At 71.1% G+C, this 19130-nt stretch carries 19 protein-coding genes; 8 read left to right on the top strand and 11 right to left on the bottom strand.

Annotated elements, in window-relative coordinates; translation table 11 throughout:
• Window positions 1-47 precede the first annotated feature (47 nt).
• A complete protein-coding gene (locus tag ACFE65_RS00455) occupies window positions 48-1058 on the top strand; it encodes an LLM class flavin-dependent oxidoreductase (RefSeq protein WP_375380356.1) in 1011 nt (336 codons plus the stop codon).
• Window positions 1059-1172: 114 nt separating this feature from the next.
• On the opposite strand, the gene ACFE65_RS00460 is transcribed toward ACFE65_RS00455, so the two are convergent.
• The 4 genes from ACFE65_RS00460 to ACFE65_RS00475 all read right to left on the bottom strand — a co-directional run bounded on the left by ACFE65_RS00460 (window position 1173) and on the right by ACFE65_RS00475 (window position 4282).
• A complete protein-coding gene (locus ACFE65_RS00460; protein WP_375380357.1) occupies window positions 1173-1766 on the bottom strand; it encodes an arylesterase in 594 nt (197 codons plus the stop codon).
• A 38-nt stretch (window positions 1767-1804) separates the two neighbouring features.
• Window positions 1805-3175, bottom strand: coding sequence for a sensor histidine kinase (locus ACFE65_RS00465; RefSeq protein ID WP_375380358.1), 1371 nt, complete (start codon window positions 3173-3175; stop codon window positions 1805-1807).
• 110 nt (window positions 3176-3285) lie between these two features.
• A complete protein-coding gene (locus tag ACFE65_RS00470; RefSeq protein WP_375380359.1) occupies window positions 3286-3948 on the bottom strand; it encodes a response regulator transcription factor in 663 nt (220 codons plus the stop codon).
• A 10-nt stretch (window positions 3949-3958) separates the two neighbouring features.
• Window positions 3959-4282 carry a hypothetical protein gene (locus tag ACFE65_RS00475; protein ID WP_375380360.1) on the bottom strand — a complete coding sequence of 108 codons (324 nt, stop codon included), beginning with the start codon at window positions 4280-4282 and terminating at the stop codon, window positions 3959-3961.
• A gap of 85 nt (window positions 4283-4367) precedes the next feature.
• On the opposite strand from ACFE65_RS00475, the gene ACFE65_RS00480 reads away from it, so the two are divergent.
• Genes ACFE65_RS00480 through ACFE65_RS00490 form a run of 3 tightly spaced genes read left to right on the top strand, consistent with a single transcriptional unit; the run spans window position 4368 to window position 6817 of the window.
• The gene (locus ACFE65_RS00480; protein WP_375380361.1) at window positions 4368-6143 is read left to right on the top strand and encodes an ABC-F family ATP-binding cassette domain-containing protein; all 1776 of its coding nucleotides are present in this window, start codon (window positions 4368-4370) and stop codon (window positions 6141-6143) included.
• 57 nt (window positions 6144-6200) lie between these two features.
• Complete coding sequence (locus ACFE65_RS00485) at window positions 6201-6527, top strand: type II toxin-antitoxin system RelE/ParE family toxin (RefSeq protein WP_375380362.1); 327 nt, start codon at window positions 6201-6203, stop codon at window positions 6525-6527.
• Entirely contained in the window at window positions 6524-6817 is a 294-nt protein-coding gene (locus ACFE65_RS00490) for a helix-turn-helix domain-containing protein (protein WP_375380363.1), read from the top strand. The genes ACFE65_RS00485 and ACFE65_RS00490 overlap by 4 nt, the downstream gene beginning before the upstream one ends.
• Before the next feature lie 3 nt (window positions 6818-6820).
• Here ACFE65_RS00490 and ACFE65_RS00495 read toward each other — a convergent pair whose 3' ends face one another.
• Genes ACFE65_RS00495 through ACFE65_RS00515 form a run of 5 tightly spaced genes read right to left on the bottom strand, consistent with a single transcriptional unit; the run spans window position 6821 to window position 14681 of the window.
• Entirely contained in the window at window positions 6821-7660 is an 840-nt protein-coding gene (locus ACFE65_RS00495; RefSeq protein ID WP_375380364.1) for a DUF815 domain-containing protein, read from the bottom strand.
• A 38-nt stretch (window positions 7661-7698) separates the two neighbouring features.
• Window positions 7699-9786, bottom strand: coding sequence for a tetratricopeptide repeat protein (locus ACFE65_RS00500; protein WP_375380365.1), 2088 nt, complete (start codon window positions 9784-9786; stop codon window positions 7699-7701).
• Window positions 9755-11122, bottom strand: coding sequence for a PEP-CTERM-box response regulator transcription factor (gene prsR / locus ACFE65_RS00505; RefSeq protein WP_375380366.1), 1368 nt, complete (start codon window positions 11120-11122; stop codon window positions 9755-9757). The genes ACFE65_RS00500 and prsR overlap by 32 nt, the downstream gene beginning before the upstream one ends.
• Window positions 11119-13290, bottom strand: a complete 2172-nt coding sequence (gene prsK, locus ACFE65_RS00510) for an XrtA/PEP-CTERM system histidine kinase PrsK (RefSeq protein ID WP_375380367.1) — start codon at window positions 13288-13290, stop codon at window positions 11119-11121. Before prsK ends, prsR begins: the two co-directional genes overlap by 4 nt.
• A 2-nt stretch (window positions 13291-13292) precedes the next feature.
• Window positions 13293-14681, bottom strand: a complete 1389-nt coding sequence (locus ACFE65_RS00515) for a TIGR03013 family XrtA/PEP-CTERM system glycosyltransferase (protein WP_375380368.1) — start codon at window positions 14679-14681, stop codon at window positions 13293-13295.
• 192 nt (window positions 14682-14873) lie between these two features.
• Between ACFE65_RS00515 and ACFE65_RS00520 the strand changes: the two genes are divergently transcribed.
• The 4 genes from ACFE65_RS00520 to ACFE65_RS00535 all read left to right on the top strand — a co-directional run bounded on the left by ACFE65_RS00520 (window position 14874) and on the right by ACFE65_RS00535 (window position 18024).
• Window positions 14874-15956, top strand: a complete 1083-nt coding sequence (locus ACFE65_RS00520) for a mannose-1-phosphate guanylyltransferase/mannose-6-phosphate isomerase (protein ID WP_375380369.1) — start codon at window positions 14874-14876, stop codon at window positions 15954-15956.
• 27 nt (window positions 15957-15983) lie between these two features.
• The gene (locus ACFE65_RS00525; protein WP_375380370.1) at window positions 15984-16346 is read left to right on the top strand and encodes an HNH endonuclease; all 363 of its coding nucleotides are present in this window, start codon (window positions 15984-15986) and stop codon (window positions 16344-16346) included.
• Between the two features lie 64 nt (window positions 16347-16410).
• Window positions 16411-17085, top strand: coding sequence for a trimeric intracellular cation channel family protein (locus tag ACFE65_RS00530; RefSeq protein ID WP_375380371.1), 675 nt, complete (start codon window positions 16411-16413; stop codon window positions 17083-17085).
• An 84-nt stretch (window positions 17086-17169) separates the two neighbouring features.
• Entirely contained in the window at window positions 17170-18024 is an 855-nt protein-coding gene (locus ACFE65_RS00535) for an MBL fold metallo-hydrolase (protein ID WP_375380372.1), read from the top strand.
• A gap of 13 nt (window positions 18025-18037) precedes the next feature.
• Here ACFE65_RS00535 and ACFE65_RS00540 read toward each other — a convergent pair whose 3' ends face one another.
• Window positions 18038-18466 carry a VOC family protein gene (locus tag ACFE65_RS00540; RefSeq protein WP_375380373.1) on the bottom strand — a complete coding sequence of 143 codons (429 nt, stop codon included), beginning with the start codon at window positions 18464-18466 and terminating at the stop codon, window positions 18038-18040.
• 95 nt (window positions 18467-18561) lie between these two features.
• The gene (locus ACFE65_RS00545) at window positions 18562-19095 is read right to left on the bottom strand and encodes a GNAT family N-acetyltransferase (RefSeq protein WP_375380374.1); all 534 of its coding nucleotides are present in this window, start codon (window positions 19093-19095) and stop codon (window positions 18562-18564) included.
• Between the last annotated feature and the right edge of the window lie 35 nt (window positions 19096-19130).

Genomic DNA, 19130 nt, shown 5'->3' on the forward strand with positions numbered 1-19130 from the left:
CCCGCTGCCCCCTTCCCCCGTCGCCTTGGCCTCCCCACCTCCTTTCCATGACCCACTACGCACTCCTCGACCTCGTCCCCGTCGTCGAAGGCGGCAGCGTCGGTCAGGCGCTCGCCAATGCCGCCGATCTCGCTGCCCACGCCGAGGAGCTGGGCTTCACGCGCTATTGGGTGGCGGAGCATCACGGGATGCGCGGCATCGCCAGCGCAGCGACGTCCGTGGTGGTCGCGCACCTCGCCGCCGCGACGAAGACGATCCGCGTCGGTGCGGGCGGGATCATGCTGCCCAACCATGCCCCGCTCGCGATCGCGGAGCAGTTCGGGACGCTTGACGCGCTGTTCCCGGGCCGGATCGACCTTGGCCTCGGCCGCGCGCCAGGCTCCGACCAGCGGGTCGCGCGCGCGATGCGTCGGACGCTGGAGACCGACGCCAACGCCTTCCCGCAGGACGTGCTGGAGCTGCAGAGCTATTTTGCGGATGACGGCCAAACCGGCATCGTCGCGACGCCGGGCGCGGGCGCAAACCCGGAAATGTGGATACTGGGCTCCAGCCTGTTCGGCGCGCAGCTCGCCGCCGCGTTCGGGCTGCCCTATGCGTTCGCCTCGCATTTCGCGCCCGACGCGCTCGATCAGGCGCTGGCGATCTATCGGCGAGACTTCCGCCCGTCGGCGCGATTGGCCAAACCCTATGCGATGGCCGGGTTCAACGTGTTCGCCGCCGACACGGACGCGGAAGCCGAGCTGCTCGCCTCGTCGCAGCAGCAGGCGTTCGTGAGCTTGCGCACCGGCAATCCGCGCCAACTGCCGCCACCCGTCGCCGGCTATCGCGAGAGCCTGGGCATCCACGGCGCGGCGATCCTCGATCAGGTGCTGAGCTGTTCGGCGACCGGCAGCCCCGCGACGGTGCGGGCGAAGCTGGACGCGTTCGTCGCACGCACCGGCGTCGACGAGGTGCTGATGACCAGCGCGATCTTCGACCATGCGGCGCGCAAGCACAGCCTGAGCATCGCGGCGGCGGCGATGGGGCAGATCGGCACGAGGGAGCGGCGCGCGGCTTAACCGTCGGACGGACAATCTTTCCCGTTCGTGCTGAGCTTGTCGAAGCACAGGCCACGCGGCACACCCTTCGACAAACTCAGGGCGAACGGTTTATTGTTTGGCGGCTGAAGCCGGTTAGGCCGTAGTCCGCGCCTTCACCAACGCTGCTTCCACAAACGGCAGCATCCTCGCCACCACGATCCCGATCGCGCGCGCGTTGGGGTGCATCCCGTCCATGAGCGTCAGCGTGGGATCGCCCACCACGCCGTCGAGGAAGAACGGGTAGAGCGACGCGCCATGCGCCTCGGCCACCGCCGGGAACACTGCGTCGAAGGACGCCGCGAAGACCCCCAGCCACACCGGCGCCTTCATGCCGGCGACCAGCGCGGGGATGCCGCAGCGGCCAAGCTCCACCAGCATCGCATCGAGGTTGGCACGCATCCGGTCCGGCGACACGCCCTGCAGCATGTCGTTGGCGCCGAACTCCACGATCGCGAGGTCCGGCTTGATGCCCAGACCGGCGAGCACCCGCGGCAGGCGGCGGAGGCCGTCCGCGGAGGTGTCGCCCGACACGCCCGCCTGATGGACCGTCGCCGCGCCGTACCGCTCCACCAGCGCGGCCTCGAGCCGACGGGCGAACGAGTCGCTGGAGGCAAGGCCGTAGCCTGCGGTCAGGCTATCGCCGAGCGCCAGGATGCGCGGACCGGGTCGGGGAGCGTCGGTTGTCATTGCCGTCCTATATGGGGCCGCTGGCGCATCGGGTAAGCCTAACCGGCCGCCGGCAGGCGCAACCGGACCATCAGCCCGCCCAGATCCTCGCTCTCCTCCAGCCCGACGGAGCCTTCGTAGATCTCCGCGACGTCGCGCACGATCGCGAGGCCGAGGCCGGTGCCGGGCTTGCCGCTGTCGAGCCGCACGCCGCGATCGAAGATGCGGCTGCGGTCGGCCTCCGGGATGCCGGTGCCGTCATCCTCGATCAGGAACTCGACGAAGCCGTCCGCGGCGCCCACCGTGACGAACACGCTGCCGCCACCGTATTTGGCCGCGTTCTCGATCAGATTGCCCAGCATCTCGTCCAGGTCCTGCCGCTCGACATGGACGGCGAGGTCCTTGGGTCCTGTCACGTCGAGGCGGACGTGGCGGTATAGGCGTCCGACCGCGCGCTCCACCGCCTCCAGGCTCGGCCACACCTCCGCCCGGCTGTGCGCCGATCCGCGCCGGCCGACCGCGCGGGCGCGGGCGAGATGGTGGTCGACCTGACGACGCATCGTCGTCGCCTCGCGGCACACGGTATCGGACAGGTCGCCCGCCTGCGCGGTCGCGGCGTTCATGATGACGGTCAGCGGCGTCTTCAGCGCGTGGGCGAGGTTGCCGGCATGCTCGCGCGCCTCCTCCGCCTGGCGCTCGTTGTGCGCGATCAGCGCGTTCAGCTCCTCCACCAGCGGCGCGACCTCGTTGGGCATCGGCCGCGCGACCCGGCTGGACGTGCCCGCGCGCATCGCCGCGATCTCCTCGCGCACCCGGCGCAGAGGCCACAGGCCATAGAAGGTCTGCAACGCCGCCAGGACGACCAGGCCGAGCGCGAGAAGCAGGAACGACCGCACCAGCGTGCGGCGCAGCACCGCGATCTGCGCGTCGAGCTGATCGCGGCTGGCGGCGACCTGGAACCGCCAGATCGTCCCCGATCGCGGCAGCGTCACGTCGCGTTCGACGATCCGCAGTTTCTCGTCCGGGAATTGCAGGCTGTCGAACCGGTGGACGTCCTTGTCGACATGCGCGCCGACGTAGCGCAAGCGCCGGTCCCACAGCGACTGGGACGCGAAATCGTCGTGGCGCTTGCCCGATACCTGCCAATACAGCCCGGAGCCGGGTTCGAGGAACCGCTGGTCCGCCGCCTGGCGGCTGAACATCACCTCCCCGCCGCGATCGATCTCGGCCGAGGTGATGAGCGAGGTCAGGACATATTCGAGTTGGTCGTCGAAATTGGCGGTAACGGCGCTCACCAGCACCCGGTCGAGCGCGAACCCGCCGCCCGCCAGCAGCACGCTGATCCACACCGCCGCGATCAGGATCATCCGGCGCGACAGCGATCCGGTGGTGCGCGTGCGGGCGGGGAGGGTGGCGGGGGTGGATGCCATGACCTAAGACCGTGCACCCTGAGCTTGTCGAAGGGCTGTACTTCTTCGCAGGAAAGGGCAGGGCTTCGACAAGCTCAGCCTGAACGGAAGGAGGAACATGGCTCTGAAGCTCAGGCCGGCTCCTCCAGGCTGTACCCCAGGCCGCGGATCGTCGTGATGACGTCCTGCCCCAGCTTCTTCCTGATCCGCGTCACGAAGACCTCGATCGTGTTCGAATCGCGGTCGAAATCCTGGTCGTAAATGTGCTCGATCAGCTCGGTGCGGCTCACCACCTTGCCCTTGTGGTGGAGGAGGTAGCTCAGCAGCTTGTATTCCTGCGCGGTCAGCTTCACCGCTTCGCCCGCGCGCGTCACCTTGCCGCTGCGGGTGTCGAGGCGGATGTCGCCCGCCGTCAGCTCGGACGAGGCGTTGCCCGACGCGCGGCGGATCAGCGCGCGCAGCCGGGCGATCAGTTCCTCCGTCTGAAACGGCTTGGCGACATAGTCGTCCGCGCCCGCGTCGAGCCCGGCGACCTTGTCGGACCAGCTGTCGCGCGCCGTCAGCACCAGCACCGGCGCCGTCCGCCCCTCACGCCGCCAGCGGTCGAGCACCGTCAGCCCGTCGACCTCCGGCAACCCCAGATCGAGCACGATCGCGTCGTAATTCTCCGTCGAGCCGAGGAAATGACCCTCCTCGCCATCGGTGGCGAGGTCGATCGCATAACCCGCGCCCTCCAGCGTGTTCTTGAGCTGGGTGCCGAGGCTCGGCTCGTCCTCGACGATCAGAACGCGCATGGTCTTTCCCCTATCTGCCGGGCTGCTTGTCGGTCCGCCCGACGATCTGGCCGGACCGGCCGTCGACATCGACCCATATCACCGCGCCATTGCGCAGGAACTTGAGCGTGTAAACCGCGCTGGCCGGATCGAAGTCGACGCCGATATATTGCGCGCCCGCCATCGTGGGCACCACGCGCCGCTCGATCTCCTTCAGCGGCAGGATATGTCCCTGCCGCCGCGCCTGCCACGCCTGGTCCTGGTCGCGATGCTGGTCCCCGGGCTGGTCCGCGGGCTGGGCCGCAGGCTGAACCGGCGCGCCGAGCGCGAGGAGGAGGGCCGGAAACATCGCCATGCCTGCTGCCATGATGGCCTTGCGTTGAACAGCTTGTGAATAGCCGGTGCTTGTTCCCGGCGCCCGCCCGCCCTAGCTCGCCCCCATGGCCGCACCTATCCTCTCCTGCGAAGACATCGGACTCAATCAGGGCTCGACCTGGCTCTTCCGGCACCTCGACCTGTATGTGGGCCCGCGCGACCGGCTGGCACTGATCGGCCGCAATGGCGCCGGTAAGACTACGTTGCTCAGGCTGATCGCCGGGGCGATCCAGTCGGACGAGGGACGGCGCACGATCGTGCCGGGCACCAAGGTCGTGCTGCTGGAGCAGGACCCGGACCTGACCGGCTATGCGACGCTCGACGACTATGTGCTGGGCGGCGAAGACGCGCCTGAGCGGTACGAGGCCGAGGCGATCGCCGACCGGCTCGGCATCGATCTGGCGCGCGAGGCGGCGACCGCGAGCGGCGGCGAACGGCGGCGCGCCGCCATCGTGCGCGCGCTCGCCCGGCATCCCGACGTGCTGCTGCTGGACGAGCCGACCAACCACCTCGACATCGCCGCGATCGAATGGCTGGAGGAATGGCTGGGGCGCTTCTCCGGTGCGTTCGTCGTCATCAGCCACGACCGCACGTTCCTGACCCGCCTGACCAAGCAGACTTTGTGGCTCGACCGCGGCGCGATCCGGCGTGCGGAGATCGGCTTTGGGGGGTTCGAGGCCTGGACGGAGCAGGTGTACGCCGAGGAGGAGCGCGCGGCGCAGAAGCTCGACGCGCGGCTGAAGATCGAGGAACACTGGCTCCAGCGCGGCGTGACCGGGCGGCGGCGGCGCAACCAGGGGCGGCTGACCAAGCTGAAGGAGATGCGCGCGGAGCGGGCGTCGATGATCGGGCCGCAGGGATCGGCCAACCTCGTCACCGCCAGCGACGACAGCAAGACCAAGGTCGTGATCGACGCGGAACATGCGACCAAATCCTACGATGACCGCACGATCATCCGCGACCTGACGTTGCGCGTGACGCGTGGCGACCGGATCGGCATCGTCGGGCGCAACGGCGCGGGCAAGACGACGCTGCTGCGGCTGCTGACCGGCGATCTCCAGCCCGACGAGGGCCGGGTAAAGCTCGCCAAGAACCTCGACGGCGTGGTGATCGACCAGCAGCGCAAGCTGATGGCGCCCGGCAAGACGGTGCGCGAGGTGCTGGCCGACGGTGGCGACTGGATCGACGTGCTGGGCGTCCGCAAGCACGTGCGCGGCTATCTCCAGGAGTTCCTGTTCGATCCCGACCTGATCGAGGCGAAGGTCGGCACCCTGTCGGGCGGCGAACGCTCAAGGCTGCTGCTGGCGCGCGAGTTTGCCAGGGCATCCAACCTGCTGGTGCTCGACGAGCCGACCAACGACCTCGACCTCGAGACACTGGACCTGCTGCAGGAGGTGATCGCCGATTACGAGGGCACGGTGCTGATCGTCAGCCACGATCGCGACTTCCTCGACCGAACCGTGACGGTGACGCTGGGGCTGGACGGATCGGGCAGCGTCGACGTGGTCGCGGGTGGCTACGAGGATTGGGAGCGCCGCCGCAAACCGATCGTCCAGGGCAAGAAGGGAGCCGTGGCCAAGGTCGCGCCGCCGGTCGCCGCGCCCGGACGGAAGCTGACGTACAAGGACCAGCGCGACTACGACCAGTTGCCTCAGCGGATCGAGGCGCTGGACGCCGCCATCGCGCGCGACGAGGCGCGGCTGGCGGACGCGGAGCTGTATGTGCGGGACCCGGCCGGCTTCGACCGGCTGATGAAGGCGCTGGACGTCGCGCGCGCGCAGAAGGACGCGGCGGAAGGGCGGTGGCTGGAGCTGGCGGCGCAGGTAGACGGGTTGGCGTAGACGCTTGCTTGCAATACGGCATTGCCGTATATGCTCTTAATGTTGTCGCCGACTCACATGATCGTGGAGACGGTCGCGTTCACGAGGCAGATGGACAGGCTTGACGTCAGCGAAGTCGAACGAGGCGCGATCTACGACAGCTATGCCACCGATCCCGATTATGGCGCGGTCGTCCGACGTACCGGCGGATTGCGGAAGGGGCGGATCGCGAAGGACGGAAAGGGCAAGAGCGGCGGTTATCGCGTGTTCAGCTTCCACGCCGGCGACCGACATCCTGTGTTCCTGCTGTGGATCATCGACAAGAGCCGGGACGACACGCTGACGGATGCTCAGGAAGCCGCGTTCAAGGCGCTGACCGCAACGCTGAAGCAGGAGTGTGGATGATGGAAGACACGGACTTCGCCGGCATCGCGGCAGGGCTAGACGATGCGATCGCTTACGCCCGCGGCGACACGTCACGCGGGCGGGTCGCGACCGTGGACGTGAAGGCGGTGCGCAACAGGACGGCGATGAGTCAGGACCGGTTCGCCGCAACGTTCGGCTTCCGCGCCGGTACGGTGCGCGACTGGGAACAGGGACGGCGTCAGCCGGATACGGGATCGGCAACGCTGCTCCGGATGATCGCGGTCGATCCGGACGGTGTACAGGCGATCATGGACAAGGTTCGCGCCTGACCCTCAGACCTCCAGCCCCGCCCGTCCCGCCAGCTCCACCACATATTGCCACGCGACGCGGCCCGATCGGCCGCCCCGCCGCGTCGCCCAGCCGAGCGCGTCCGCCTCGTCCAGCAGCAGCCCGCGCGCATCGGCATAGCCGCGCACGATCGCCAGATAATCCGCCTGATCCACCGCGTGGAAGCCGAGGCTGAGGCCGAACCGGTCGGCGAGCGCGAGTTCGTCGTCGGCGGTGTCGCGCGGGTTGATCGCTCCCTCCGTTCCCGCGCCCGCCTGCCCCGCCATGTCGCGCGCGACCACATGGCGGCGGTTGCTGGTGACGAACAGCCGCGCGTTCGCCGGCCTGGCCTCCGCGCCGCCTTCCAGCATCGAGCGCAGCGCGCGACCGTCGGCGGCGCTTTCCAGCCCAAGATCGTCGACGAACACGGCGAACGCCCGCCGTACTCCGGCCAGTACGGCGAACAGCGCGGGCAACGTGTCGAGCCGCGCTGTCACCACCTCCACCAGCGCCAGGTCGCCGCCGCCCGTCTGGCCATATCCCGCCTGAACCGCCGCGACCGCGCTCGTCACCGACGCCGACTTGCCCGTGCCGCGCGCGCCCCACAGCAGCACGTCGTGCGCGGCGTGACCGGCAGCGAGGCGGTGGACGTTTGCGAGCAGCGCCGCCTTCTGCCGGTCGATCCCGTGCAGCGCATCGAGCGACAGCGGCCGGAACGCGCGCGCCGGCTCCAGCGCCCGCCCGCGCCACAGATAGGCGGGGTGCGCCAGCGGGTCGGCCGCCGCCGGCGGCGGCGGGCTCAGCCGCTCCAGCGCGGCGGCGATACGGTCGAGCGGGTCAGTCATCGCGCCTTCCTGCCCCGCGAACGGCGCCGGGCCAAGCCTCAGCGGCCGTTTGCCGCCGCGACATGCGCGGCGATGGCCGGATCGTGCGGCGCGAGGATCGCCGCCTTGCGCAGCAGATCGCGTGCGCCCGTCCCGTCACCCAGCGCGTACAGCGCCCAGCCATAGGCGTCCGTCGCTCGCGCGCTCATCGGTTGCAGCCGATACGCCGCCTGCCCGAACGCCCGCGCCGCCGCCGCGTCGCCCGCGCCCAGATAGGCGACGGACAGCTGCGTCAACAGATCGGCGTCGCGGTTGCCGATCGCGGCGCGCAGCCGTTCCAGCGTGGCGATCGCATGGTCCCAGTCGCCCGCCTGCACCTGCAATCCCGCCGCCATCTGGCCGGCGGGCACGCTCGCCGGGTTCTGCGCGAGGTACAGCGCGAGCGCCCGCGCGGCCGGCACCCGCTGACCCGAGGCGGCGAGCGCGCCCACCAGCCGCAGCATCGTCGGCTCGTCGAACGACAGGTCGGCGGCGCGCGCGTAGGCCGTCGCGGCGTCGGCGAGATGCCCCGCTGCGGCCTGCACGTCGCCGACCAGCCGCCATGCCTCCGGCGCGCCGGGGCCTTCGTCAGCGAGCGCCCGCGCAAGCGACAGCGCGGCCGCAAAACGCCTGGCCTGGATCAGCGAGCGCACCAGCTCCATCACCTTGGCAGGATCGGTCGGGTTCGCCGCGACCGCCTGTTGCAGCGCGGAGGCGTCGTCGTCGCTACCGAACGGCGCAGTTCCCGGCGAGGCAGGCGCGGCCGCGCGGTCGAGCAATTGCGCCGCCATCAAGCGCCCGCCGCTCGCCTCGAACGCCCGCGCGGCGAGCGACAGGGTATAGGTGTCGGCGTCGGCGCGCTGCGCGATCGGACGCACCATGTCGAGCGCGCTGCGCGGATCGCCCGACCGCAGCAGCGCGAGCGCCAGCAGCCGCCGCGCGACGATGTTGTACGGCTGCACCCCCACCAGTTCGCGCCAGCGACCGATCGCCTGCTCCAGATGGCCGGCCTGATAATCGAGCATCCCGCCCAACAGCAGCCCGCCCGGCACATGGTCGAGCGCGCCGTTCGCGTGCGTCAGGATCGCGCGGGCGAGCTCCGCCCGGCCGGCGCGCGCGGCCATCACGCCCTCGAGGTACAGCGCGCGAGGCTCGCCCGGTCTCGCGGCCAGCGCGCGGCGGGTCGCATCGAGCATCTCGCCGTACCGGCCCATGTCCCCCAGCGTCGCCGCGGCGCCAAGCAGCGCGGGGACGTGATAGGCGTCGAGGTTCAGCGCGGCGCGATACCACGGCAGCCCAGCCGTCAGGCCATAGCGGCAGCGCACGATCTCCGCCTCCAGCACCAGCAGGTCGGGGTCGGTGCGGGTCAGCGACAGCGCGCGGGCGGCGGCGTTCGTCGCGCCCAGCACGTCGCCCGAGTCGAAACGGATGCGCGCGAGGTCGCGCCACGCGGGCGCGTCGAAGGGATAGCGGACCAGCACGCGGCCGAGCGTCGCCTGCGCGGCGCGCGCATCGCCGCTCGCGGCCTGCGCGCGCGCGGTGGTTCGGCCGGCGGCGGCGGCCTGACCCGGCGCGGCGGCGGCGGCCGCCTCGATCGCGCCGGCGGCGTCGCCCTGCAGCAGCCGTGCCTCGGCCTGCATCGCCTGCCCGCGGCGCCCCCGCCCGGTCGCATCCCAGCCCGTCGCTATCGCCCGGGTCAGCTCGCCCTCGGCCAGCACGCCGTCACCTTGCGCCAGCGCCACGCGCGCGAAGACGGCATGCGCGCGGCCCCAGCCCGGCTCGGCGGTCGTCGCGGTCTGCGCATGGCGGTGCGCGGCGGCGTAATTGCCCTGGGCCAGCGTCGACAGCGCCATCGCGACCTCCGCCTTGGGATCGGGACGGTGCGAGCGATGGACCAGCCAGGCCGCCATCAGCACCGCGCCGGCCAAGACGGCCAGCGCGCTGGCATGCCGCGACGACATTGCCGTCAGCCGGGCGACCATCGGCGCCGTCCGGTCGCGCAGCCGCCGCAGCCAGGTGCGCCGCCGCCGTCGCCATAACGGATAGCGGCGGGGTCGCTCGACGATGGCCCCGCCCTCAAGCACCCGCCGCCCCCGCGCCCAGGTCATAGCTCTTGAGCAGGTCGTACAGCGTCGGACGGCTCACCCCGAGCAGCCGCGCGGTGGCGGAGATGTTGCCGTCCGACCGGGCGAGCGCGTGACGGATCGCGAGCCGGTCCGCGCGCTCGCGGGCGGCGCGCAGGTTGATCCCGGCGGACGCGTCCTCGGCGGGCGCCAGGTCCAGGTCGGCGGCGGTGACGTGGCGCGCGTCGGCCATGATGACGGCGCGCTTCATCCGGTTCTCGAGCTCGCGCACGTTGCCCGGCCAGCCGTGCGCGTCGATCGCGGCGCGTGCGTCCGCTGACAGCCCAGTGACGGCGGGGTTCATCGCCTTGGCGTGGCGGGCCAGGAACGCCCGCGCCAACAGCCCGGCGTCGCCCGGCCGCTCGGCCAGGCTGGGCACGCGCACGACGATCTCGGCTAGGCGATAGTATAGATCCTCGCGGAAGCTGCCGTCGGCCACCATCGCGTCGACGTCGCGATGCGTCGCGCACACCACGCGCGTATCGACCGCGATCGGCTTGCGCCCGCCCACCCGCTCGATCACGCGCTCCTGCAGGAACCGCAGCAGTTTCACCTGGATGGCGGGCGGCACGTCGCCGATCTCGTCGAGGAACAACGTCCCGCCCTGCGCGGCCTCGATCTTGCCCTCGACGGTACGCACCGCGCCGGTGAAGGCGCCCTTCTCGTGCCCGAACAGCTCGCTTTCGAGCAGCGCCTCGGGGATCGCGGCGCAGTTGATCGCGACGAACGCCCCCTTGCGGCGGCTCGCCTCGTGCAGGCCACGCGCCAGCAGCTCCTTGCCCGTGCCGCTCGCGCCCAGCACCATCACCGACACGCCGGCGGGCGCGACCCGCTCGATCGTGCGCGTGACCTTCAGCATCTCGGGACTGGCGGTGATGATGCCGCCGAGCACTGTCCCGCCTTCCGTGCGCGCGGCGAGCCGGCGGTTCTCCGCCTCCAGCGCATGGACGTGGAACGCGCGCGCGACGATCAGCCCCAGTGCGTCGATGTCGATCGGCTTGGCGTAGAAGTCCCATGCCCCGTCCGCGATCGCGCGCAGCGCGCTTTCGCGCGCGCCGTGCCCGGACGCGACGATTACCTTCGTCTCGGGCGCCAGCGCCAATATCCCCGCGAGCGTCGCGAAACCTTCGGCGGTGCCGTCGGGATCGGGCGGCAGGCCGAGGTCCAGCGTCACCACCGCGGGCTCCTCCGCGCGCATCGCTGCGATCGCCTCGCCGCGGTCCGCCGCCACGATGACCTCATAGCCGTCATAGGCCCAGCGCAACTGCCGCTGGAGGCCCAGATCGTCCTCGACGATCAGCAGCTTCTTCACGTCGCTCACGCCGCCCTCCCCATCTCGGCCGGCGCGGCCGGCGCCGACGGCAGGCGCACCGCGAAGCGGGTCCCCTCGCCCTCGCGGCTCTCCACCGCGACGCTGCCGCCCATCGCTTCCGCCAGTTGCCGCGCCTCGAACGCGCCGATCCCGAAGCCGCCGGGCTTGGACGAGTGGAAGGCGCGGAACAGCTCGTCGCGCACGAAGCCGGGCGTCATGCCGCAGCCGGTGTCGACCACCGCGATCGTCGCACCGGCGCGACCGTCGTGCGGGCCTGCCCACACCTCCAGCGTCACCGCCGCGCCCGGCGCGCTCGCCTCGATCGCGTTCTGGACGAGGTGGTCGAGCAACTGCTCCAGCCGGGCCTCGTCGGCCAGCGCCAGGACGGAGCCTCCTTCCGCGACGATCACCGGGTGCTGCATGCGGCGGCGGCGTGCGATCCGTTCGGCGAGCGTCCGAAGGTCGGTCGCGCGCGGCGGCTCGGCGCGGGCGTGGTGATGCTGCGACAGGCGGGCGAGCAACGCGTTCATCCGGTCCGCCGAGTCGCGCAGTGTCGCGACCATGTCGGCGCGGAAGGCGGGGTTGTCGGCATGCCGCTCGGCGTTGCGCGCCACCAGGGAAAGCTGGCTGACGAGGTTCTTGATGTCGTGGACGATGAACGCGAAGCGGCGGCTGAACTCGTCGAACCGCTGCGCCTCCGCCAGCGCGTCGCGCGCGCGCGCCTCGGCGATATAGCTCGCGACCTGGCGGCCGGCGATGCGCAGCAGGTCGAGGTCTTCCCAGTCGAGCGCGCGGTCGATCGGCGGCCGGGCGAGCAGGATCGCGCCCGTCAGCGCGCCGAAATGGATCAGCGGCACGATCGCCCAGGCCTCTTCATGCGCCAGCATCCAGCCGGGCACCGCGGCCGCGTCCTCCGGATCGGCGGTGCCCGCCCGCACCGCGTCCAGCTCGACGATCCGCGCGGTGGCGGCGAGGTGCCGGGCGAGCGGCGCGCCGCCGGGCTGCGCCGCCGGCCAGTTCCAGCCCGCGCCCACGCCCAATCCCCCACCCGTCTCCGCCCCTTCGGATACCAGCAGCAGCCCGGCAGGCGAGGCGGTCAGGTCCGCCACCGCCTGGACGATGCGCCGGTCGAGCGGCGCGCCGCCGCCCTGCCCGTCCTGGCCACGGCCGAGCGTGTCGGTGAAGCGCACCCACTCCGCGCGATAGTCGTACCGGTGGCTGAACAGGTGCTTGGCGATCTTCACCCGCGTCCAGGCGCGCAGCCACGGGTTGGCGATCAGCGTCAGCGTCGCGGCGCCGGTGCCGATGACGAACGCCGTCTGCCACAGTCGCGCCTGCGCACCGCCCCAGCGTTCGATCAGCGCGGTGCCCAGCAGGGTGATCGCGAGGTAGCCGACGACGCCGACCGCGCGCAGCGACTGCCAGGCGACGGTGCGCGACACGCGCAGGCTCCAGTCGCCGTCGCGATGCGCCGCGACCGCCAGCGCCGGCGCGAGCGACAAGGTGGCAATCGCGCGCGCGCCCACCAGCATCGGCGTCCAGCCGCCCAGCATGTAGGCGAGCATGAAATCGACGAGGTCCGATAGCCAGACCGCGCCCAGGATGCCGATCACCAGCCGCAACGCATGCTGCGCGCCGCCCCTGGTGGCGGCGTGAAGCTGGTGGGTCAGCACCAGCGCGCTGACTGCCGCCATCATGCGCAGGATCAGCCGGCCGTCGCGCAGCGTGGCGCCGATCGCGGGATCGGGGAAGATCGTCGCCAGCACGGCCAACCCCATGCCCGCCAGCACGATCAGCGCGACGACGCCATAGATCGCCCCGATCGCGAGGCTGCCGTTCCGGGACGGGCGCGCGTCGGCCATGCTCGTGGCGCGGGCACGGACGCGGCCGTCGTCCGTCGGCTCCGACTGGCGCGCGAGCATCGCCATGAAGCCGAGCCAGGCGAGCGTGCGCGCGCCTTCCGCCAGTCGGGTGACGAGATCGGTTCCGTCGATCCCGGCCATCGCCAGCGCCCACAGCGCGTTGCCCAACACGGCGCCGGCGAAGACGCGGCGGACGCGGTTGCCGCCGGCCTGCCGCCACTGGTCCACACCGACGATGCCCAGCAGCAGCGCCGCCAATGCCCAGCACCACAACAGCAGGCTACCCGGCACCGTCCAGCTCATGATCGCGCCCATGCTCAGCGCGCGCCTTCCGGCCACAGCACGACGCGCAGCGTCTGCAGCAGGATCAGCAGGTCGAGGAACGGCGAATAGTTCTTGGCGTAATACAGGTCGTATTCCAGCTTGTGCCGCGCATCCTCGATCGAGGCACCATAGGGATAGTTGATCTGCGCCCAGCCGGTGATGCCCGGCTTCACCATGTGCCGCTCGGCGTAGAAGGGCAGTTCGCGCTCCAGGCTTTCGACGAACTGCGGGCGTTCGGGACGCGGGCCGACGAAGCTCATCTCGCCTTTCAGGACGCTCCAGGCCTGCGGGATCTCGTCGACGCGGATCTTGCGGATGATCCGGCCGACGCGGGTGACGCGCGGATCGGCCTTGGCGGCCCAGACGGGCACGCCGCCGGCCTCCGCGTCCGTGCGCATCGAGCGGAACTTGGGGATGTCGAACGGTTCGTTGAACAGCCCGACACGGCGCTGGCGATAGAAGATCGGCCCGCGGCTCTCCAGCCGGATCGCGATCGCGGTCACCAGCAGGATCGGCGCGGTCAGCAGCAGCAGGATCAGGCTCGCGGCGATGTCAAACAGCCGCTTGACGACCCCCGACAGCATCCGCCCCGACGAAAAACCGTCGGAAAAGATCAGCCACGACGGATTGACGGACTGGAGGTCGATCCGCCCCGTCTCGCGCTCCAGGAAGCTCGACAGCTCCGACACTTCGACGCCGGTCGTCTTGACGCGGAGCAGATCGGCGAGCGGCAGCGCGTTGCGGCGCTCCTCGAGCGCCAGCACCACCTCGCTCGCGCCCAGCGCGATCACATGCTCGGCAAGGTTGGAGATATAGTCGCGCGGGATCGCCTCGGGCAGGACGCGCCCCGCCTCGGCCATCGCGACGAAGCCTGCGACCATGCATCCCGCGCCCTCCTGCGCGCACAGATCCTTCAGCCGCGCGGCCCGCGGACCGGCGCCGAGCACCACCACGCGCCGCCGGAACGCCGCGCCGCCGATCGCGCGCGCCAGCACCAGCCGCAGCGCCATCAGCATCACCATCGCCGCCAGCAGCGCATAGAACAGGTTCGATCGCCACAAGGTGATCTCGGGAACCAGGAAGAAGATGACGCTCTGAACGATCACGCCGAGCGAGACCGCCACCAGCAGCCGCGCGGCCGCATAGCGCATCGAGTGGAGCTTGCCCGCCGAGTATACGCCGACCCCCACCATCGCGAGCTGCAGGCTGGCCGCGAAGGCGACGAGCCGCGGGATGCGATGCCACACCGGCCCGGCCTCGATCCCGATCTGGTGCGCACGCACGACCCAGCCGATCTCCGCCGCCACGAGCAGCGCGACCGCGTCGCACACGCCCAGCAGCAGCACCGCGTGGGGAATGTAATGCTTGAACAGCCGTATCATCGCGCCGTGTCCGCCCCTTCGCGCCGCCGCCTGTGTAAAGCGGACCGACACACGCATGCGCGAAATTGACGAACAAATCGTTGCCGACGTTCGTGACGCGCCGCAGCGCGATGCCCTTCCCGATCCGCGAGAGGCCAGCTAGGGAAGTGCAGGCGTACCCCAATGGCGACGCGAACCGGAGACCATCGTTCCATGTCGCAGCCGCACCCGATCGTCCCCGTCATCCTGTCGGGCGGATCGGGGACCAGGCTGTGGCCGATGAGCCGGCCGGAGCGGCCGAAGCAGCTGCTGCCGCTGACGGCGAAGGAGACGATGCTCCAGATGACCGCGATGCGGGTGGGTGGCGAAGCGTTCGCCGCGCCCATCGTGGTCGCCAACGCGCGTCATGCCGACGAGGTGGAGCGCCAGTTGGGCGCGGTCGCGACCCGCGCACGGGCGCTGATCCTGGAGCCGATGGCGCGCAACACCGCGCCCGCCATCGCGCTGGCGGCGATCGAGGCCGGAGCCGGCCCGGATGGTGACGAGGAGGCCCCCCTACTGGTGATGCCGTCGGACCATGTCATCGCCGACATCACCGCCTTCCACGCCGCGGTGCAGGCGGCGCTGCCGCTCGTCGCGCAGGGCTGGCTCGTCACCTTCGGGATCACGCCGGACGCGCCGGAGGTCGGCTATGGCTGGATCCAGGTCGGCGACGAGGTCGCGCCCGGCGTCCACCGCGTCGCGCGGTTCGTCGAGAAGCCGCCGCGCGACCGGGCGGAGGCGATGCTGGCGAGCGGCGACCATGTCTGGAACGGCGGCATCTTCCTGTTCCGCGCCGACCGCTACCTCGAGGCGCTCGCCGAGTTCGAGCCCGGGATGCTCGTCGCCGCGCGCGGCGCGATGACGGCGGCAGCGCGGGAGGGAACTCGAATATTCCCAGACCGCGACGCCTTCGCCGCGGCGCCCGACCAGTCGATCGACTACGCGGTGATGGAGCGTGCGACGCGGGTCGCGGTGGTGCCCGTCAGCATGGGCTGGAGCGACGTCGGCAGCTGGGACGCGCTGCACGCGATCAGCGAGGCGGACGCCGACGGCAACACGCACGCCACCAGCGAGGGGGGCGAGGTGCTCGCGATCGACACCAGCAACTGCCTGGTGCGCAGCGACGGCGTGCGGATCGCGCTCGTCGGCGTCGAGGACCTGATCGTGGTGGCGAGCGGCGGCGACGTGCTGATCCTGCCGCGCGGGCGCAGCCAGGAGGTCAAGAAACTGATCGAGTCGATGAAGCACCGGTGACGCGGTGAGGGCCTGCGCGGCGGCGGCATGACGCGGGGCCGCGTCAGGCGCCGGCTGGCGGAGGCCGCGCTGGCGCAGGTGGCGCCGGATGCCGGGGACGCGGTCCTCGCCTGCGCGCTGTGCGGTCGCACGATCGGCAGCAAGGTCGAGTGGCACCACGCGGTTCCCAAGAGCGAGGGCGGCCGCGAGACGGTGCCGGTCCACCCAATCTGCCACCGCACCATCCACGCGGCGGCCGGTAACGCCGATCTCGCCCGGCTCGTGGCCGGCGCCGGCGGCGGCCTGGAGGCGGTGCGCGGGCTGGAGCCGGTGGCGCGGTTCATCCGCTGGGTCGCCGACAAGCCGCCCGACTTCCACGCGCCGACCCGGCGGGGCCGCGAGCGGGGCTGACCGGCGTGGCGAGGGTTCAGGGCGAGGCTTCAGCTCGAGCGAAGACGACGGTAGGAAGAGGGCCATGCCACCGACGCCCCAAGTCCTCGCGCACATCCTGCCGCCGCCGCACGTCCTGCTGCCGATCGCGGCGCCGTGGCTCGACATCGCGGGACTCGCGGTGTTCGCCGCCTCGGGCGCGCTGGCGGCCGCCAAACACGGGCAGACGATCGTCACCCTCGCCTTCTTCGCGCTCGTCACGGGCGTCGGCGGGGGCACGGCGCGCGACTTGCTGATCGGCGCGCCGGTGTTCTGGGTGCATGACGGGCACGTCGCCGTCGTGTGCCTGGTCGTCGCGGGCGCCATCTGGCTGAGCCCGCGAGCCTGGTGGCGCCCAAGGGAGGGCGGCGCGGCGCTCGACTGGTTCGATGCGGTCGGGCTCGCCGCCTATGCGGTGTACGGCGCGGCCAAGGCGCTCGGCTATGGCGTGCCGCCCGTCCCCGCTGCGCTGATGGGCGTGGTGACCGCAAGCGTCGGCGGCATCATCCGCGACATGCTGGCGGGCGAGCCGTCGATCCTGATGCGCCCGGAACTGTACGTCACCGCCGCCGCGCTCGCGTCGGGCAGCTTCGTCGCGCTGGAGCGGCTGGGCGTCGCACCCCCGGTGGCGGCGGGTGTCGCGGCGGCGGCGGGGTTCGCGCTGCGGGCGGCGGCGATCCGCTGGAAGCTGGCGCTGCCGGCTTATGGCGGCCGCCGGTAAGCCGGTCCAGGCCTATGGACCCGATCGCCGTCGCCTCTCGTTGAAAGCAACGACGGACCGGCAGCCGGCCGCGAGAGGAACGCCATGCGCATCCACCACCTCAACTGCGGCACCGACTGTCCGCTGGGCGGCGCGCTGTTCGACGGGCGCAGCCTCGGGCCGCTGGGGCGGATCGTCTGCCACTGCCTGCTGATCGAGACGGACGCGCACGGGCTGGTGCTGGTCGACACGGGCTATGGCCTGCGCGACGTCGCCCACCCGCACCGCCATCCGCACCCGCGCATCACGCTGCCGTGGCGGCTGATGCTCAACATCCGCCTGCACGAGCGGGAGACGGCGGTTCGGCAGGTGGAGGCGATGGGCTTCCGCGCCGCCGACGTGCGCCACATCGTCGCAACCCACCTGGACTTCGACCATGCGGGCGGGCTGGAGGATTTCCCGAACGCGACCGTCCACGTCATGCAGCGAGAGTATGACGACGCCACCGGCCCGCGCGCCGGCGTCGTCGCGCGCAACCGCTGGCGCCCGGCGCAGCTCGACGGCGTCCAGGCGTGGCGTCGCTATGGTGCACGCGGCGAGCCGTGGTTCGGGTTCGACGCGGTGCGCGACCTCGACGGCCTGCCGCCCGAGATTTTGCTCGTGCCGCTCCCCGGTCACACCTGGGGCCATGCCGGCGTCGCGATCCGCCGGGAAGACGGCCGCTGGCTGTTGCACGCCGGCGACGCCTATTTCTACCGCGGCGAGATGCGGAGCGCGCGGCGACGCTGCACGCCAGGTCTGCGGGGCTATCAGCGGCTGATGGAGATGGACGCGGACAGCCGGATGAAGAACCAGGCCTGGCTGCGCGCACTGTCGATCGAGCGGCGCGACGAAGTGACGATCACCTGCACCCACGATCCCGTCGAGCTGGAGCGCTGTCAGGCGGGTCGGCCGTTGTAGGAAGTTACCGCCCCTAGTCGTCCGTGGCCGGCGCCAACGCCCCGGCTGCCGCGTCCACGTCCATCCAGAACGGACCGAAACCGTGTCCATCGGGGTCCGTGAAGGCGCGGCTGTACATGAAACCCAGGTCCTCGGCGCCATGTTCGTCACCACCGCCAGCAGCCACCGCGGCCCGCGTTATCGCATCAACCGCTTCCTTGCTGTCCAACGGGAAGGCGATCAGCACGCCGCTCCTCGTGTGCGCGTCGATGATCCGCTTGGGCGTCAGCGTGGCGTAGAAGCCCTTGTCCAGCACGTTGATCGAGATGGCGTCGGACCACATCATCGACGACGCATGCTCGTTCGAGAATTGCATGTTCTTCTCGAACCCGATTGCTTCGTAAAAGGCCGTCGACCGTGCGACGTCGGCAACGGGCAGGCTGATGAAGATCGCCCTGGTCATCGCAGCATCTCCTCCAAGTTTTCAGTTGGTAATTATTCGGCCGGCAACACCTCGCCGTTTGGGAAATGGTTTGGCGATTGAAACAAGTCTTGGCGTCAAGGATCGCTCGCTATCACGCGCGGCTCCGCCGGCGGATCGCCCGGATCGGCGAGCGCGCGCTGCCAGTAGCCGACGTCGATCCACGCGCCATGCTTGCAGCCCGCCCGCTCGATCGTGCCCGCCAGCCGGAAGCCCAGCCGCTCGTGCAACCGCTCGGACGCAGGATTGGGCCGCGACACCAGGGCCACCGCCTGCGCGAAGCCCTGCGCCGTGAGCATCGTCAGCAGCGCCTCGTACAGCCTCCGGCCTACGCCTTGACCATGCGCCGCTGCCGCTAGATAGACCGTCGTCTCCACCGTCCAGCGATACGCCGCCCGCGCGTTGAACGGCGAGGCATAGGCATAGCCTGTCACCCGGTCGGCATCCTCCCACACCAGCCACGGCAGCCGCCCGTCGGACGATGCCATCCGTCGAGCGATCTCGGCGGCGCCCGCCGGGATGAGCTCGAACGTCGCGATGCCGCCGGTGACATAGGGCGCATAGATGCCCGCGATCGCGCCCGCGTCGTCCGGGTGAGCCGGGCGGATCACACCGCCACCGCCCGGCTCGCGGTCAACATCGGCGC

The sequence above is a fragment of the uncultured Sphingomonas sp. genome (genome assembly GCF_964237335.1).
GTDB lineage: Bacteria > Pseudomonadota > Alphaproteobacteria > Sphingomonadales > Sphingomonadaceae > Sphingomonas.

Coding starts and splice junctions, on each gene's coding strand:
- ACFE65_RS00455 (WP_375380356.1), top strand. CDS start 48: ATGACCCACTACGCACTCCTCGACCTCGTCCCCGTCGTCGAAGGCGGC.
- ACFE65_RS00520 (WP_375380369.1), top strand. CDS start 14,874: ATGTCGCAGCCGCACCCGATCGTCCCCGTCATCCTGTCGGGCGGATCG.
- ACFE65_RS00460 (WP_375380357.1), bottom strand. CDS start 1,766: ATGACAACCGACGCTCCCCGACCCGGTCCGCGCATCCTGGCGCTCGGC.
- ACFE65_RS00470 (WP_375380359.1), bottom strand. CDS start 3,948: ATGCGCGTTCTGATCGTCGAGGACGAGCCGAGCCTCGGCACCCAGCTC.
- ACFE65_RS00490 (WP_375380363.1), top strand. CDS start 6,524: ATGATGGAAGACACGGACTTCGCCGGCATCGCGGCAGGGCTAGACGAT.
- ACFE65_RS00495 (WP_375380364.1), bottom strand. CDS start 7,660: ATGACTGACCCGCTCGACCGTATCGCCGCCGCGCTGGAGCGGCTGAGC.
- ACFE65_RS00500 (WP_375380365.1), bottom strand. CDS start 9,786: ATGACCTGGGCGCGGGGGCGGCGGGTGCTTGAGGGCGGGGCCATCGTC.
- ACFE65_RS00485 (WP_375380362.1), top strand. CDS start 6,201: ATGATCGTGGAGACGGTCGCGTTCACGAGGCAGATGGACAGGCTTGAC.
- ACFE65_RS00480 (WP_375380361.1), top strand. CDS start 4,368: ATGGCCGCACCTATCCTCTCCTGCGAAGACATCGGACTCAATCAGGGC.
- ACFE65_RS00525 (WP_375380370.1), top strand. CDS start 15,984: ATGACGCGGGGCCGCGTCAGGCGCCGGCTGGCGGAGGCCGCGCTGGCG.
- ACFE65_RS00475 (WP_375380360.1), bottom strand. CDS start 4,282: ATGGCGATGTTTCCGGCCCTCCTCCTCGCGCTCGGCGCGCCGGTTCAG.
- ACFE65_RS00530 (WP_375380371.1), top strand. CDS start 16,411: ATGCCACCGACGCCCCAAGTCCTCGCGCACATCCTGCCGCCGCCGCAC.
- ACFE65_RS00515 (WP_375380368.1), bottom strand. CDS start 14,681: ATGATACGGCTGTTCAAGCATTACATTCCCCACGCGGTGCTGCTGCTG.
- prsK (WP_375380367.1), bottom strand. CDS start 13,290: ATGGGCGCGATCATGAGCTGGACGGTGCCGGGTAGCCTGCTGTTGTGG.
- ACFE65_RS00465 (WP_375380358.1), bottom strand. CDS start 3,175: ATGGCATCCACCCCCGCCACCCTCCCCGCCCGCACGCGCACCACCGGA.
- ACFE65_RS00535 (WP_375380372.1), top strand. CDS start 17,170: ATGCGCATCCACCACCTCAACTGCGGCACCGACTGTCCGCTGGGCGGC.
- ACFE65_RS00540 (WP_375380373.1), bottom strand. CDS start 18,466: ATGACCAGGGCGATCTTCATCAGCCTGCCCGTTGCCGACGTCGCACGG.